A 13,973-nucleotide genomic window follows, 5' to 3' on the forward strand; every position below is an offset into this window, starting at 1 on the left:
AAACGCGCGGCGCGCCGCGCGCCGGGGCGATTGCGGCATTTGACTGCGCGGCTGCGGATGCTATCGGTCGAGCGGTATTTTGAAACCGTGACAGGAGCCGCTATGCCGCGTTCGCCCCTTTCTCGCCGGTCAGGCGTGGCCCGTCTGCTGATCGTTGGCGGTTCGGGCCGACTGGGCAGCATGATGCGCCGCGCTTGGCCTTTGGCCGGGGCGGGGGTCGTGCCAATCTGGCAGGCGCGGCGGCAAAGCGATTTTGCCGGGCTTGGCGGGCCAGATGTGGTGTTTGATCCGCTGGCCGCGCCTGAGGCGTTTCAGGCCGCCGCGCAGGGCGCCGACGCGGTGCTGATGCTGGCCGCGCCGATGCCAGGCGGTGCGGCGGATTGGGCGCAAGGCACCGATCTGGCCTTGGCGGCGGTGGCGGCTGCGGCGGGGCGTCCGGTCTTTGTCGCCTCGTCGGCAGCGGTCTATGGCGCACCAACCGGCCCCGCGCCCTTTGGCGAAGACGATCCGCCTGTGCCTGTGTCGGACTATGGGCGCGCGAAAGCGGCGATGGAGGCGGCACTGGCGGACCATCCCGGGGTAACGGTGTTGCGGATCGGCAATGTGGCGGGGGCGGATGCGCTTTTGGGTTTTGCGCCCGAGGGCGTGCCGCGGCGGCTGCATATTCTGTCCGATGGGATTGGGCCGCGCCGCAGCTATATCGGGCCGCAGGCCTTGGTGCGGGCGCTGGCCCGGGGGGTGCGGCTTTCCGTTTTTGCCGAGCAGGCAAAGCTGCCCGCGCGGCTCAACCTTGCCTTGCCCGGTGTCGTGCCGATGGAGGCTTTGTTGCGCGCCGCCGGGGCGGATTGGGTGGCCGAACCGGCCCCCGACAGCGTCATCCCACGTGTGGAACTGGATGTAACACGGGCCATCGCGCTGGGGCTTGTTCCCGAAGATCCTGCCAGTGCGGCGCGGATCGTGGCGGATCTGCGCGCGCTGGAGGGCACCGCATGAGGGCGCGCAAACGTCTTTTTGATCTGACCGTCGCGCTGGTCTTTCTGCCGGTGCTGACGCTGATCGGCCTTGGCGTGCTGATCGTGCTCGCGCTGACGCAGGGGCGGCCCTATTTCTATGCTGGCGAGCGGATGAAAACCCCGACCGAGGCGTTTCGCTTGTGGAAGTTCCGCACGATGACGGTGGCGCAGGCAGATCGCGGCGTCTCTGGCGGCGACAAGGCGGGCCGGATCACCCCGGCAGGGCGTGTGCTGCGGCGGCTGCGGCTCGATGAAGTGCCGCAAATCTGGAACATCTTGCGCGGCGATATCGGCTTTGTCGGCCCGCGCCCGCCGCTGCGCGAATATGTCGAGCGTTTCCCCGAGGTCTATGCGCAGGTTCTGCGCACCCGGCCCGGGGTCACCGGGCTTGCCTCGATCCATTTTCACCGCCACGAGGAATGGCTTTTGGCGCGCTGCGACACGCCCGAGGAGACCGACCGCATTTATTGCACGCGCTGTATTCCATCCAAGGCCCGACTTGATCTGATTTACGCCCGCCACGCCTCGGTCTGTTTCGACTTGCGGTTGATCGGGCGCACGATCCACCGGGTGCTGCGCAAAGATTGAGCCAGATAGGTCACTTTCGCGGCGAAAAACCGCTCTTAGCGCCGGTGAAAAGGTGTGAACCGTTGACCAAGCGGGACATGTGAGTATTGTTTGCGTGAATTATCAGCGCGGAGCCGTGCCGGGCGTGCTCGTCAAATCTATCATATCTCTCAGTAGGGCACAGAAGGCCGTTATCCTTCTGTCCCTTGATATTCTTCTGGTTGCAGGCGCCTTCCTCGGCTGCCTTGCGCTATTGAATGGCGCGACCGGGTCTCTGTGGGCCGGACTTTCGCAAAGTCTTCTGCAGTTGCCTTTGCTTTTGCTTGTGACCGGGGGCTTGTCGTTTGCGCTCGGCCTGTCGCGGATGCGGCTGCGCGATTATCAGGGGGGCGCTGTTGCGCGCTCGGTGTTTCTGGCGGTGATTTTGGGCGTTGTGTCGGCGGTGCAAGCGTCGATCAGCCATTTTGCGACGCCACCGGGCATGCATGTGGTCTTTGGCCTGCTGTGCTTCAGTGCCTTTTTTTTCAGCCGCGTTGGCTTGACCTGGTTGGTGACGGAAATTTACCGCCATTCACGCAATTTCAAGCGCGTCGCAATTTATGGGGCGGGCCGCACCGGGATGGCTTTGGCGCATGAATTGCGAAAAAGCGAAGACTTTGTCGTTTGCGCCTTTCTGGATGACAATGCCGCGCTGCGCGGCATGACGTTGAACGGGCTGCCGGTGCTGCCGGGTGCGCAGGTCGCGCGCGCGATGGAGCGTTACAAGATCGACCGGGTGATCTTGGCGATGCCTTCGTTGTCGCGCGATAAGCAGACCTTCCTGACACGACGGCTTGAAAAGCTGAATTTGCAGGTGCAAAGCCTGCCCGCCTTCACCCAATTGCACGGCTCATCGGAATTGCTTGAGATGCTCAAGCCGGTGGGCACGGCGGCGCTGTTGAGCCGGGATCCTGTCTCTGATGAGCTGTCGGCCGGGTCGGTGGCTTATGCCGGGCGCAATGTGCTGATTTCCGGCGCGGGCGGCTCGATCGGGCTGGAATTGTGCCGCCAGATTTTGGCCTGTCGTCCGAAAAAGCTTGTCCTGTTCGAACTTTCGGAGCTGGCGCTTTATAAGGCCGATGCCGAAATGCGTGTTTTGGCAGAGCCCTTAGGCGTGGAAATCGTGCCGGTTCTGGGATCGGTGACGGATGCCGTCCATGTTGCGCAGGTTTTGAACGAGCAAAAGATCGATATCGTGTTGCATGCGGCGGCTTACAAACATGTGCCGCTGGTCGAGGTGAATGCGCGCGTGGGTTTGGCCAATAACACGCTGGGCACGGCGGTTCTGGCGCGCGCGGCGCGCGATGCCGGTGTGCAGCGTTTTGTTCTGGTGTCGTCGGATAAGGCCGTGCGACCCGGCAACCTGATGGGGGCGTCCAAGCGCTTTGCCGAACTGGTGGTGCAAGACCTTGCCGCCCGGCCGCAAAAAACCGTGTTTTCGATCGTACGCTTTGGCAATGTGCTGGGGTCTTCGGGCTCGGTCGTGCCGCTCTTTCAAGAGCAGATCAGCCGTGGCGGCCCGGTCACGCTGACCGATGAACGGGTGACACGCTATTTCATGACGATTCAGGAGGCCTCGCGTCTGGTGCTTTTGGCCGGGTCTTTGGCCGAGGGCGGAGAGGTGTTTGTGCTGGATATGGGCAAACCGGTGCGGATCGGTGATCTGGCGCGCAAGCTGATTGCCGCAGCGGGCTACAGCGTCCGTTCGGCGGCGAACCCAGAGGGCGAGATTGAGATTGTCACCACCGGCTTGCGTCCGGGCGAAAAGCTGCATGAAGAACTGATGGTGCGCAAAGGCGCGACCACCACCACGCATCCAAAGATTATTTCTGTGCGCGAAGATCATCTGTCGGAACTTGAAACTGCCGCCGCGCTGCGCGATTTGCGCGAGGCGATCGAGCAAGGTGTCGAGGCGGATGTGATCGCAGCCGTGGCTTGGGCCGTGCCGGAATATGCCCCGCAAAGTCTGCCGGTCGAGGCGCTGCAATGTCAGGTGGTGCGGACGCGGCGCAACCGGAACCGCGACCTTCCGGCGGAATAAGGCGAAGCCGGGCCTTGCGCCTTCAGGCGAACGGGTCTTTGGGGTAGCCCACATCCGTCAGATACAGCCCTTGCGGGGGGGCGACGGGCCCACAAGCGCTGCGGTCTTTTGCCGCAAGGGCGGCAGCCACAGCCTCGGGCGCCCAGCTTCTCGCGCCCACCCGTTCCAGCGTGCCCACGATCGACCGGACCTGATTGTGCAAAAAGCTACGCGCCCGTAGCCGGAAGCGGAACTCGGTCCCGTTGGGCAGGGCGATGTCTTCAAGCGTGATTTCATCAAGCGTTTTGACGGGCGATTTCGCCTGGCACATGGTGGCGCGAAAAGTGGTGAAGTCATGATGCCCAACCAAATACGCCGCCGCGGCGCGCATCGCCGCGCCATCAAGCAGGTTCTGCACCTGCCAGACCGTATCACGTTCCAGCACCATCGGCGCGCGCCGCGACACAAGCCGGAACAGATAACGCCTTTCAATTGCAGAGAAACGGGCGTGGAAATCGTCATCGACCCGGGCGCAGGCGACAATCGCCACCGGCGCGGGTTTCAGGTGATAATTCAGCGCCTCTGACAGCCGAAACGGGTCCCAGTCTTTGGTCAGATCGGCATGGGCCACTTGGCCCGTGGCATGGACCCCGGCATCGGTCCGGCCCGCCGCCGCAATCGTATGCGGGCCGGGTTCAAGGCGTGCCAGCGCCGCCTCGATGGCGCCTTGCACCGAGGGTTGATCGGCTTGCCGCTGCCAACCGGCAAAGGGGGTGCCATTATATTCGATCTTGAGCGCGTATCTGGGCATGGCGCGGCGATAGCGCGGGCGGGCGCGGCGCGCAATGGTTTTACCGCCTGACGCGGCCTGCGCCGCTTTCGCATCTGTGAAACCAGCCGCGCCGCGCCTATCTTGTGGCAAAACAAGGGAAAGGCAACGCAGTGGGTATCACAGAGATTGCCGATGACATCGGCCGCAGTATCGAGGGCCTTGGCTCCTCGGTTTCCGAAGCCCTGTTCGAGCCGGTGATCCGGTTGGGCGTCACCGGCCTGTCGCGGGCGGGCAAAACCGTTTTCATTACATCATTGGTGGCGAACCTGCTGGATCGGGGCCGGATGCCGGCGCTGACGGGGGCGGATCGTATTCGCGCCGCCTATCTCAAACCGCAGCCCGACGATACCGTGCCGCGTTTTGATTACGAAGATCACTTGGCCGATCTGACGGGGCCCAATCCGCAGTGGCCCGATGGCACCCGCGCGGTGTCAGAATTACGGCTAAGCTTCCGCGTGTCTTCCGGTGGACTTTTGGGCGGTTTGCGCGGCTTGCGCACCGTGCATCTGGATATTGTCGATTATCCGGGCGAATGGCTGTTGGACCTTGGCCTGATCGAACAGGATTTTGAGGAATGGTCCACCGGCGTTTTGGACCGGTTGCCGGGCCGCCCGGGCGCGGATGAATTTTTGGCCGCGCTGGATGAGGCCGATCTTTATGCCCCCTTCACCGAGCCCAATGCCCGTGTCATCGCCGAGGCGTTCACCGCGCATCTGCATGCGTCGCGCGAGGCGGGCTTTTCGGATTGTTCGCCGGGGCGGTTCTTGTTGCCCGGCGAAATGGCGGGCTCGCCCGTGCTGACCTTTGCGCCCGTGCCGCCGGGCAAATATCCGCGCGATTCCATTGGCCGCGAATTTGCCCGCCGCTTTGACGCCTATAAGCGCGAGGTGATCAAACCCTTCTTCCAAGATCATTTCGCCCGGATCGACCGGCAGGTGGTGCTGGTTGATGTGCTGGGCGCAATCCATGCGGGGCCTGCAGCCTTGGAGGATTTGCGCCAGTCGATGGCCAATATCTTGGGCGCGTTCCGCCCCGGTGTGCCGGGGTTCTTGATGACGCTTATGGGGGTAAAACGGGTCGAAAAAATCCTGTTTGCCGCGACCAAGGCAGACCATTTGCACCATGCCCAGCACGCCAAACTGACCGCGATCACCGAGGCTTTGCTGCGTGAAGCCAAAGACCGGGCCGATTTCGCAGGCGCGCAAACCACGGCCATGTCTTTGGCCAGTTTGCGCACCACATCGGAAGATATGATCCCGCATGAGGGCGATGAATTACCCGCTGTGCGGGGGCGCTTGGCCGATGGCCGCTCGGTTGCACTTTATCCGGGCGACTTGCCCTCTGACCCGGCGCAACTTTTGGCCCCCGCGCGCGAAGGCGCGGAAAGCTGGCTGGATGCCGATTTCGGCTTGATGAACTTTGCGCCTGCGCCAGTGTCGCTGCGCCCCGGTGAAGGCCCGCCGCATATCCGGCTGGATCGTGCCGCCGATTTCTTGCTTGGGGACAAGCTATGAAACGGCCCGTGATGATCGAACTCGACGCCCCGCCCGCCTCGCCCGCCGAGGCGCCGCCGGTGGTGGATGCGCCGACCGCGCAAGAGCTGCCGCAGGGCCGGGCGATGCAAATTGCCGCTCGGCTGGCGGCCCGGCCCCGCTCCAAACTCACCCGGTTCTTCTGGCAGGCGACCACGGCGCTTTTGGGCTTCCTGATCACGATTGCCGCCTGGCAATTCGTCGATGGCCTGTTTGCCGCGAACCCGATCTTGGGGTGGGCGGCCACGGCGCTTTTGGCCGTGTTCTTGTTTGCCGCTTTCCTGGTCACGATGCGCGAGGTCTCAACTTTTGCGCGGCTGGGGCGGCTCGACAAGATCCAGCACGAGGTGGCGGAGGCGGTCCAGACCGATCAACTTAAAGCCGCGCGGTCGGTGGTGGGCAAGCTGCAAAAGCTTTATGCCGGGCGCGAAGACCTGCAATGGGCGCTGTCGAAGCTTAAGGAACGCGGGCCCGAGCAGTTGGATACCGGTACGCTGATCTTGCTGGCGGAAACCGAGTTGATGGCGCCCCTTGATGCCGCCGCAAGGCTTGAGGTGGAGGCCGCCGCGCGCACCGTGGGCACGATCACCGCGATCGTGCCGCTCGCGCTTGCCGATGTGGCGACGGCGTTGATTGCCAATATTCGCATGATCCGCCGCGTGGCCGAGATTTATGGTGGCCGCGCCGGGGCGCTGGGGGCCATTCGGCTGGCCCGCACGGTGATGACGCATCTTATCGCCACGGGTGCTGTGGCGGCGGGCGATGATCTGATTGATACGGTCGCCGGTGGGCATGTCGCGGCGAAACTGTCGCGCCGCTTTGGCGAAGGCATTGTGAATGGCGCGCTGACGGCGCGTGTGGGCATTGCCGCGATGGAGGTCTGCCGTCCGATGCCCTTTGCCGCGCTGCCCCGGCCCAAGGTGCGTAGCCTGACGGGCCGCGCACTTTCGGGGGTTTTCTCGAAGTCGAAAGACGAGGATTAAGCGCTAGCGCAGGGTGGGCGCCGCATCCGGGGCCCGCCCGACATCCTCAACTCCCATGCGCAGGCCCTTGCCGATCCGATGTGCCAGCGCAGACCAGGCTTGCGCCACCTCGGGGGCCAGCGTCTCATGCAGCACGGCATCAAAGGTTTCGAGCCAAAGCGGGAAATGGCCGCCCTCCACATCGCCCGCGCGGCGGTGTGCGATCATCGGGCTGCCCTCATAGCCTTTGGTATGCAGGATCGAGCCTTTCCAAAACCGCGCGATCTTGGCTTCATGATGCGCCCAGTCTTCCACATGGGCGGCAAAGATCGGTGCAAGCTCGGGATGCGCGCGCACGCGGGCATAAAAGCGTGCAACGACACGCTCAATCTCGTCTTCGGTCACGGCAAAGCGGGGGGGCGGCAGGGTGTTCATACCTCAAATGATACGCCGAAGCGGCGGCCCGTCCAGTCACGCGCCGTCAAACAGATCATTCTGGACCAAAGCTTGCACGGCGGCGGGTGCCTGCGGGGCCTCAAGCCCCAAATGACGCCACGCGCGTTGCCCCAGCATCCGCCCGCGTGGGGTGCGTTGCACCAGACCCTGTTGCAAAAGATAAGGCTCGATCACCTCTTCAATCGCATCGCGGCTTTCTGACAGCGCCGCCGACAGCGTTTCCACCCCCACCGGGCCCCCACCGTAATGCTCTGCCACCAGCCGCATATAGCGCCGGTCCGCCCCATCCAGCCCAAGGTGATCCACGCCGAGCCGCGTTAGCGCGCCATCGGCCAAGTCGCGCGTCAGCCGCCCGTCGCCCTCGACCAGCGCAAAATCGACCACACGGCGCAACAGCCGCCCGGCAATGCGCGGGGTGCCGCGCGCGCGCTTGGCAATTTCGCGCGTGCCATCGGCATCGGCAGGAATGCCAAGCATCCGCGCGCCACGGCTCACGATCAGATCCAACTCGTCTTCGGTGTAAAACTGCAACCGGGTGGGAATGCCGAACCGGTCGCGCAGGGGGGTCGTCAGCAGGCCAAGCCGGGTGGTGGCTCCCACCAGCGTGAAGGGCTGCAACTCAATCCGCACTGTGCGCGCGGCGGGGCCTTCGCCGATCACCAGATCCAGCTCGAAATCCTCCATCGCGGGGTAAAGCACTTCTTCCACCGCCGGATTCATCCGGTGAATTTCGTCGATAAATAGCACGTCGCGCGATTCAAGATTGGTCAGAATCGCCGCCAGATCGCCCGCCTTTGCCAGCACCGGGCCCGAGGTCATTTTGAAATTCACGCCCAATTCGCGCGCCATGATCTGCGCAAGCGTGGTTTTGCCAAGACCCGGCGGGCCGTGAAACAGCGTGTGATCCATGGCTTGGCCGCGCATCTTCGCGCTTTCGATGAAGACGCGCAGGTTCGCCCGTGCCTCGGCCTGACCGATAAATTCCTCCAGCACCTGCGGGCGCAGGGCGCGATCTGCATCTTCGGGCAGGCGGTCGGGGCGAAGGGTCGGGTCCGGGTCGGTCATGCTTTACTGTCGCGCGAGAGGGCAGGAGGTGCAAGCCGCACCCGGCGGTTGCGGCTGGGCAGAGGGCTAGTCCTTGGGGGCGAGCAGGCGCAGCGCGGTGCGGATCAGCTTCGCGGTATCGGTCGCCTCGGGCTGTTCTGAGGCTTGGGCCACCGCCGCCGCAGCGTCTGAAGGTGAATAGCCAAGGTTGGTGAGCGCCGAAAGCGCCTCTGCGGTGAAGTTGGTCTTGGGCGTGGCTGCTGGCGCGGCGGCGCGTCTGGGGGCTTTCGGTTTGGCCTCGATCACCTCATCCGAAGGTGCGGTATCGACCGTCAGCGTGCCGCCCATTGCCATCACGGTGGGGGCTTTGTCTTTAAGCTCCATCACCACCCGCTGGGCGAGTTTGGGGCCCACACCCGGCGCGGCTTTGATCGCGTTCCAATCCCCTAAAGCCAGCGCGCGCGATACACCATCGGGCCCAAGCGTGCCCAAAATGGCCAGCGCCGCTTTTGCGCCGATCCCTTGCACCGAGGTCAAAAGCTTGTGCCATTCCTTCTCGATCAGCGTCGGGAAGCCGAAAAGCTGCAACAGGTCTTCGCGCACCACAAGCTCGGTATAAAGCGCGCAGGCTTCCCCAACCGGGGGCAGGGTGGAGGCGGTGCGCGACGATACATGCACGATATAGCCCACCCCGCGCACATCGATCAGCACCTCATCCATACCGCGATGCAAGATGACACCCGCAATCCGCCCGATCATGGCCGCGCCCTCCGCACCCGGGCTTGGCCGGCGGTGATGTCCAGCGCGCCGCGCCCCAAAAGCGCGGCATGGGTGCGCTGCGCCGATTGCAGGTGATGCGCGTGGCAAATGGCAATCGCCAAGGCATCCGCCGCATCGGGGCTGTCAAACACGACGCCGGGCAACTGATGGCGCACCATGTGCTGCACCTGCCCCTTTTCGGCATGGCCCACACCGACCACGGTTTTTTTGACAGCGTTGGGGGCATATTCGCCGACGGCAAGCCCGGCTTGCGCGGGCACCAAAAGCGCAATCCCGCGCGCTTGGCCGAGTTTCAGCGTGGCGACGGCATCTTTGTTGACGAAGGTTTGCTCCACCGCCGCGGCCTCTGGGCTGTGGGTCGCGATGACATTAGAAAGCCCATCGTAAAGCGCCACCAGACGCTTGGCCAGATCATCGCCCGCCGAGTGAATCGTGCCATTGGCGATATGGCGCAGACGGGGGCCGTCCATCTCGATTACGCCCCAACCGAGGTTGCGCAACCCCGGATCGATTCCCATCACCCGCATCTGCCCGTCCTTGTTTTTGTCCCGCTGTGGGACATTTGCCACAGGGTTAGCACAAAAGAAGAACATCGAAAAGCGCAATTCCCCCCGCGACACCTTGCCGCCAGTGGCGTGACCTGTCGCAAATGATCCAAAAGCGACATTCGGCGTGCGGAACGGGAAGTCAAAATGACGAAGAAATCCGGCATTTTGCATGATATGCTGAAACTGCATTAACCGTATGAAAAGGCATGCAAAATCTGCATGACTGTGGTGTTTCGGAAGCGCTTGCCTTTCCAAAAACACGGGTCTAGAGGCGAACATATGGGCGCCCCGCCCAAAGAGTTCGCAGTTTAAAAAGGAATCGCGACATGTCCGCCCTCGACAGCTATCGCCTTCCCGCCCGGGCCGATCGGGCGGATTTTTTCACCCGGATTATGGACGCGGTGACCTTGTGGCATGATGCCCGTCAAACGCGCCGCACGCTGGCGCGGTTCAGCGATCGCGAGTTGAGCGATATCGGACTGAGCCGGGACGACCTTGACCGCATCGGTCGCTAAGGTCCACATCCTGCGGACAAACGCAGTGCGAACACACGAGGGCCGCGTCTTTGCGCGGCCTTTTGCATGCGGTAACGTCGGCAGTTGGATCAGTAAAGCACCGCGCGCAATTGCGTGGCGATCCATTGCGTCGGGGCATCGGCTTGCAACACCCATGCCCCAACGCGTTCAAGGCTGCTGCCCTCGGCCAAAAGCGTGACGCGGGCCTGATAGGTGTCGGGTCCGATCTCGGCCAGAAGCGCGCCTTTGAAAAGCAAAATTCCAATGCACAAGAAGGCCAGCGCCCGCAACGGCAGACCGCGGCGCGCCTTGCGGCGATGGCTGTCAAACCAGCTCCGGCCCAAGGTGCCATTGGCCTCAAACGCGCCACCCGCAGCATGAATATCATCGATACGCGCCAATCGGCGCTCGAAGGTCGTTCTTCCAGCGTCTCTCATGACCATGCTCCACAAATCACCGAAACCGCCAGCCGAAATAGCTAACAACTTCTTAATGACTATGGACCCGTTTCACCGTTTTGGCGAGCGGCGTGGCAGGTTATTGGTTCCGCTGAAGAACCAATGTTGTCCAGTCACCGAATTCGTCGCGTGATGCGAGGGTAAAGCCCTGCGGCTGATAGGCGGCGATCACCTCATCGGCCTGTTCATGCAAGATGCCCGACAGGATCACATGGCCCGATTCGGTGCAAAAACGGCCCATATCAGGGGCCAACGCGATCAGCGGCGCCTTGAGGATATTGGCAAAGATCAGATCAAATGGCGCGGCGGCTTGCAGGTCGGGATGGGCAAAGCCTGCCGCCTCAAGGCAGATCACCCGGCCGTCCATCCCATTGGCAGTAACATTCGCCGCGGCTGTCTCGACCGCGACCGGATCAATATCAGAGGCCAGAACGGTTTCGGGCCAAAACTTTGCCGCCGCCATGCCCAAAACCGCGGTGCCGCAGCCGATATCGGCGACGTTTTTCGCGCGCAGGCCCGCGCGCTCCAACCGATCCAGCGCGGTCAAACAGCCAAGCGTGGTGCCATGGTGCCCAGTGCCAAAGGCCATCGCGGCATCAATCAAAAGCGGTATCGCGCCTTCGGGCACTTTGTCGGCATCGTGGCTGCCATGCACGAAGAACCGCCCCGCAACCACCGGGGCCAATTCGCGGCGCACATGGGCGACCCAATCGGTTTCGGGCAGTTCGGAAACGGTAAAACCGCTGCTGCCATAGGCGGCGGCCAAAAGGTCCAGTACGACCTCGTTCGGGCGTTCGATGAAATAGGCGCCGACCTCGAAATTGCCCGAGCCATCCTCGATCTCGAAGACGCCCACGCCATAAGGGCCGGGGTCAAGGCTCTCGAGATGGTCGGCAAGGGCTTCGGCGGGCGCACGTTCGGGCAGAACGGCAAAGGCGGTGAAGGTGGTCATGGCGGCTCCGGCGTTTTGGCTGCAATGGCGCGAATGCGGCCACGGGTCAACCTAAAGGAAGCTTTGCGGGTCGATGTCGATGGCAAGCTTGACCGCATTGGGCTGTTTGACGCCGCGCAGCCAAGTGCGGATCGCCTGTTGCAGGGGCGCGCCCTTTTCCGCTTTGATCAGCAATCGCACCCGGTGACGGCCCCGAACCCGGGCGATGGGGGCGGGGGCAGGGCCAAAGACTTGCGCGCCGATCCGGCGCAGCGCCCCGTCATTGCGCGCCAGTGCATTGCCCAGATCAAAAAGCGGCTCAATCTCCGGGCCGGACAGGATGATCCCCGCCATGCGGCCATAAGGGGGCACGCCCACCGCTTTACGCCCTGCCGCTTCGGCGCGCCAAAACGCTTCTTCATCGCCGCCCAGAATGGCGCGGATGACCGGATGTTCTGGCTGGAAGGTTTGCAACAATGCGGTGCCCGGCTTTTCCGCCCGGCCCGCTCGGCCCGCAACTTGGCGCATCAGTTGAAAGGTGCGTTCCGCCGCGCGCAGGTCCGAACCTTGCAAGCCAAGGTCGGCATCAATCACACCCACCAAGGTCAGCCGGGGAAAGTTATGCCCCTTCGCCACGATCTGCGTGCCGATGATGATATCGGCCCCGCCCGCCGCGATGCTTTCGACCGCCTCTTTCAGGGCGCGGGCCGAACCGAACAGGTCAGACGACAGCACCGCCAGCCGTGCGTCGGGGAAGCGTTCTTTCACCTCTTCCGCTAGCCTTTCGACCCCGGGGCCGACCGGAGCCAGCTTGCCTTCAACCCCGCAAGAGGGGCAGGCCGTGGGAATGGGCTTTGTCTCGCCGCATTGGTGGCACACAAGGCGCTTTTGGAAACGGTGCTCGACCATCCGCGCATCGCAATGGTCACAGCCGATCTGGTGTCCGCAAGCGCGGCAGATGGTAACCGGCGCATAGCCGCGCCGATTGAGAAACAGCATCGCTTGGTCGCCGCGCGAAAGCGCGCCCAGCACCGCGCCGACCAAGCTGGGTGAAATCCAATGCACGGGTTCGATGCGTTCTTCGCGCATGTCGATGGTGCGCATCTCGGGCAGGTCCGAGGCGCCGAACCGGCTTTGCAGATCCACGCGGCGGTACTTGCCCGCATCGGCATTGGCCCAGCTTTCAAGGCTGGGCGTGGCCGAGGCCAGCACGACTTGGCTGCCCGCTAAAGACGCGCGCAGCACAGCCATATCGCGGGCATTGTAAAGTGCGCCCTCTTCTTGTTTGTAGGAGGTGTCGTGTTCTTCATCGACGACGATCAGCCCAAGGTTTTGATAGGGCAAAAACAGGGCCGAACGTGCGCCCACCACCATTTGCGCGCCGCCCTTGGCCACCATGTGCCACAGCCTGCGCCGTTCGGCCTGTGTGGCGCCCGAATGCCATTCGCCGGGTTTCGCGCCAAAGCGCGCCTCGACCCGCGACAGAAATTCCGAGGTCAGCGCGATTTCGGGCAAAAGCACCAAAGCCTGTTGCCCCTTGGCCAAACATTCGGCCACCGCTTCCAGATAAACCTCTGTCTTGCCCGAGCCGGTCACGCCTTTCAAAAGCGTCACGCCAAATTGCCCGATGCCCGCGCGCAAGGCATTGGCGGCGGCGGCTTGGTCGTCTGACAGCGTCTTGCCGGGCAGATGCGGGTTCAGCTTGGGGTAGGGCAGATCGCGCGGTTGTTCGGCCTCGACCACCGCGCCCTGCGCGACCAAGCCCTTGACGACTTGCGGCGTCACGCCGGCCAGTTGTGCAAGCTCGGTCTGGTAAAACCCGGCCCCGCCATGATCGCGCAACACAGCGAGAACCTTTTCGCGCGCCTCGGTCATCCGATCGGGCGTTTCACTGCCAAGCCGGTAGATTTTCCGCGCGCCGGGGGCCTCAAACAGGCCCGGCGTGCGGGTGGCAAGCCGCAGCACCCCGGGCAGCGAGGTCATGGTGTAATCCGCCATGCGGATCAAAAATTGCTGCAGTTCTTCGCGCATCGCCGGCACGTCAAGAACCCGCGCCACGGGGCGCAATTTCTGCGCGTCAAAGCGGCCATCCCCTGGCCCCCAGACCACGCCCACCACCCGCCGCGGCCCCAAGGGCACTTCGACGAAGGCGCCGGGGAAACAGCCGCCTTCGGGCGCAAGATAATCGAGCGGCTTGCCAATCGGTTCGGTCGTCAGCACCGAAACCCGCGCCCCTTCGGCAAAGAACCCGGTCTCAGCCATGCGCGCCCCCATTG

At 63.5% G+C, this 13,973-nt stretch carries 14 protein-coding genes; 6 read left to right on the forward strand and 8 right to left on the reverse strand.

All coding sequences use genetic code 11. The features are described from left to right. Window positions 1-102: 102 nt before the first annotated feature. From CKO11_RS08910 to CKO11_RS08920, 3 genes are all read left to right on the forward strand, one after another. Window positions 103-993, forward strand: coding sequence for an NAD-dependent epimerase/dehydratase family protein (locus tag CKO11_RS08910; RefSeq protein ID WP_223636755.1), 891 nt, complete (start codon window positions 103-105; stop codon window positions 991-993). Next, the gene (locus CKO11_RS08915; protein WP_223636759.1) at window positions 990-1,601 is read left to right on the forward strand and encodes a sugar transferase; all 612 of its coding nucleotides are present in this window, start codon (window positions 990-992) and stop codon (window positions 1,599-1,601) included. The genes CKO11_RS08910 and CKO11_RS08915 overlap by 4 nt, the downstream gene beginning before the upstream one ends. A 316-nt stretch (window positions 1,602-1,917) precedes the next feature. Continuing rightward, complete coding sequence (locus CKO11_RS08920; RefSeq protein ID WP_223636762.1) at window positions 1,918-3,660, forward strand: polysaccharide biosynthesis protein; 1,743 nt, start codon at window positions 1,918-1,920, stop codon at window positions 3,658-3,660. 22 nt (window positions 3,661-3,682) lie between these two features. Here the strand turns inward: CKO11_RS08920 and truA are convergent, their stop codons facing one another. Continuing rightward, window positions 3,683-4,450, reverse strand: coding sequence for a tRNA pseudouridine(38-40) synthase TruA (gene truA / locus CKO11_RS08925; protein ID WP_223636787.1), 768 nt, complete (start codon window positions 4,448-4,450; stop codon window positions 3,683-3,685). Between the two features lie 131 nt (window positions 4,451-4,581). Between truA and CKO11_RS08930 the strand changes: the two genes are divergently transcribed. Together CKO11_RS08930 and CKO11_RS08935 are read left to right on the forward strand one after the other, a co-directional pair. Next, window positions 4,582-5,985 (forward strand): YcjX family protein, encoded by a 1,404-nt coding sequence (locus tag CKO11_RS08930; RefSeq protein ID WP_223636790.1) that lies wholly within the window; start codon window positions 4,582-4,584, stop codon window positions 5,983-5,985. Beyond that, the gene (locus CKO11_RS08935) at window positions 5,982-6,986 is read left to right on the forward strand and encodes a YcjF family protein (protein WP_223636793.1); all 1,005 of its coding nucleotides are present in this window, start codon (window positions 5,982-5,984) and stop codon (window positions 6,984-6,986) included. The genes CKO11_RS08930 and CKO11_RS08935 overlap by 4 nt, the downstream gene beginning before the upstream one ends. A gap of 3 nt (window positions 6,987-6,989) precedes the next feature. On the opposite strand, the gene CKO11_RS08940 is transcribed toward CKO11_RS08935, so the two are convergent. From CKO11_RS08940 to ruvC, 4 genes are all read right to left on the reverse strand, one after another. Continuing rightward, complete coding sequence (locus CKO11_RS08940; RefSeq protein ID WP_223636796.1) at window positions 6,990-7,400, reverse strand: group III truncated hemoglobin; 411 nt, start codon at window positions 7,398-7,400, stop codon at window positions 6,990-6,992. Between the two features lie 36 nt (window positions 7,401-7,436). After that, window positions 7,437-8,486: a Holliday junction branch migration DNA helicase RuvB gene (gene ruvB / locus CKO11_RS08945; protein WP_223636799.1), complete on the reverse strand. Its 1,050-nt coding sequence runs from the start codon at window positions 8,484-8,486 to the stop codon at window positions 7,437-7,439. 66 nt (window positions 8,487-8,552) lie between these two features. Continuing rightward, complete coding sequence (ruvA, locus tag CKO11_RS08950) at window positions 8,553-9,224, reverse strand: Holliday junction branch migration protein RuvA (RefSeq protein WP_223636802.1); 672 nt, start codon at window positions 9,222-9,224, stop codon at window positions 8,553-8,555. Then, window positions 9,221-9,772 carry a crossover junction endodeoxyribonuclease RuvC gene (ruvC, locus tag CKO11_RS08955; protein WP_223636805.1) on the reverse strand — a complete coding sequence of 184 codons (552 nt, stop codon included), beginning with the start codon at window positions 9,770-9,772 and terminating at the stop codon, window positions 9,221-9,223. Before ruvC ends, ruvA begins: the two co-directional genes overlap by 4 nt. 347 nt (window positions 9,773-10,119) lie before the next feature. Between ruvC and CKO11_RS08960 the strand changes: the two genes are divergently transcribed. Next, window positions 10,120-10,308: a DUF1127 domain-containing protein gene (locus CKO11_RS08960; RefSeq protein WP_223636808.1), complete on the forward strand. Its 189-nt coding sequence runs from the start codon at window positions 10,120-10,122 to the stop codon at window positions 10,306-10,308. Window positions 10,309-10,397: 89 nt separating this feature from the next. Here CKO11_RS08960 and CKO11_RS08965 read toward each other — a convergent pair whose 3' ends face one another. The 3 genes from CKO11_RS08965 to CKO11_RS08975 form a co-directional block, all read right to left on the reverse strand. Then, a complete protein-coding gene (locus CKO11_RS08965; RefSeq protein WP_223636811.1) occupies window positions 10,398-10,745 on the reverse strand; it encodes a hypothetical protein in 348 nt (115 codons plus the stop codon). A 100-nt stretch (window positions 10,746-10,845) separates the two neighbouring features. Beyond that, window positions 10,846-11,718, reverse strand: coding sequence for a 50S ribosomal protein L11 methyltransferase (locus CKO11_RS08970; protein WP_223636814.1), 873 nt, complete (start codon window positions 11,716-11,718; stop codon window positions 10,846-10,848). 51 nt (window positions 11,719-11,769) lie between these two features. Further along, window positions 11,770-13,959 (reverse strand): primosomal protein N', encoded by a 2,190-nt coding sequence (locus CKO11_RS08975; protein ID WP_223636817.1) that lies wholly within the window; start codon window positions 13,957-13,959, stop codon window positions 11,770-11,772. Window positions 13,960-13,973: the final 14 nt, after the last annotated feature.

Source organism: Rhodobacter sp. TJ_12 (assembly GCF_020023995.1).
Classification (GTDB): Bacteria; Pseudomonadota; Alphaproteobacteria; order Rhodobacterales; family Rhodobacteraceae; genus Rhodobacter.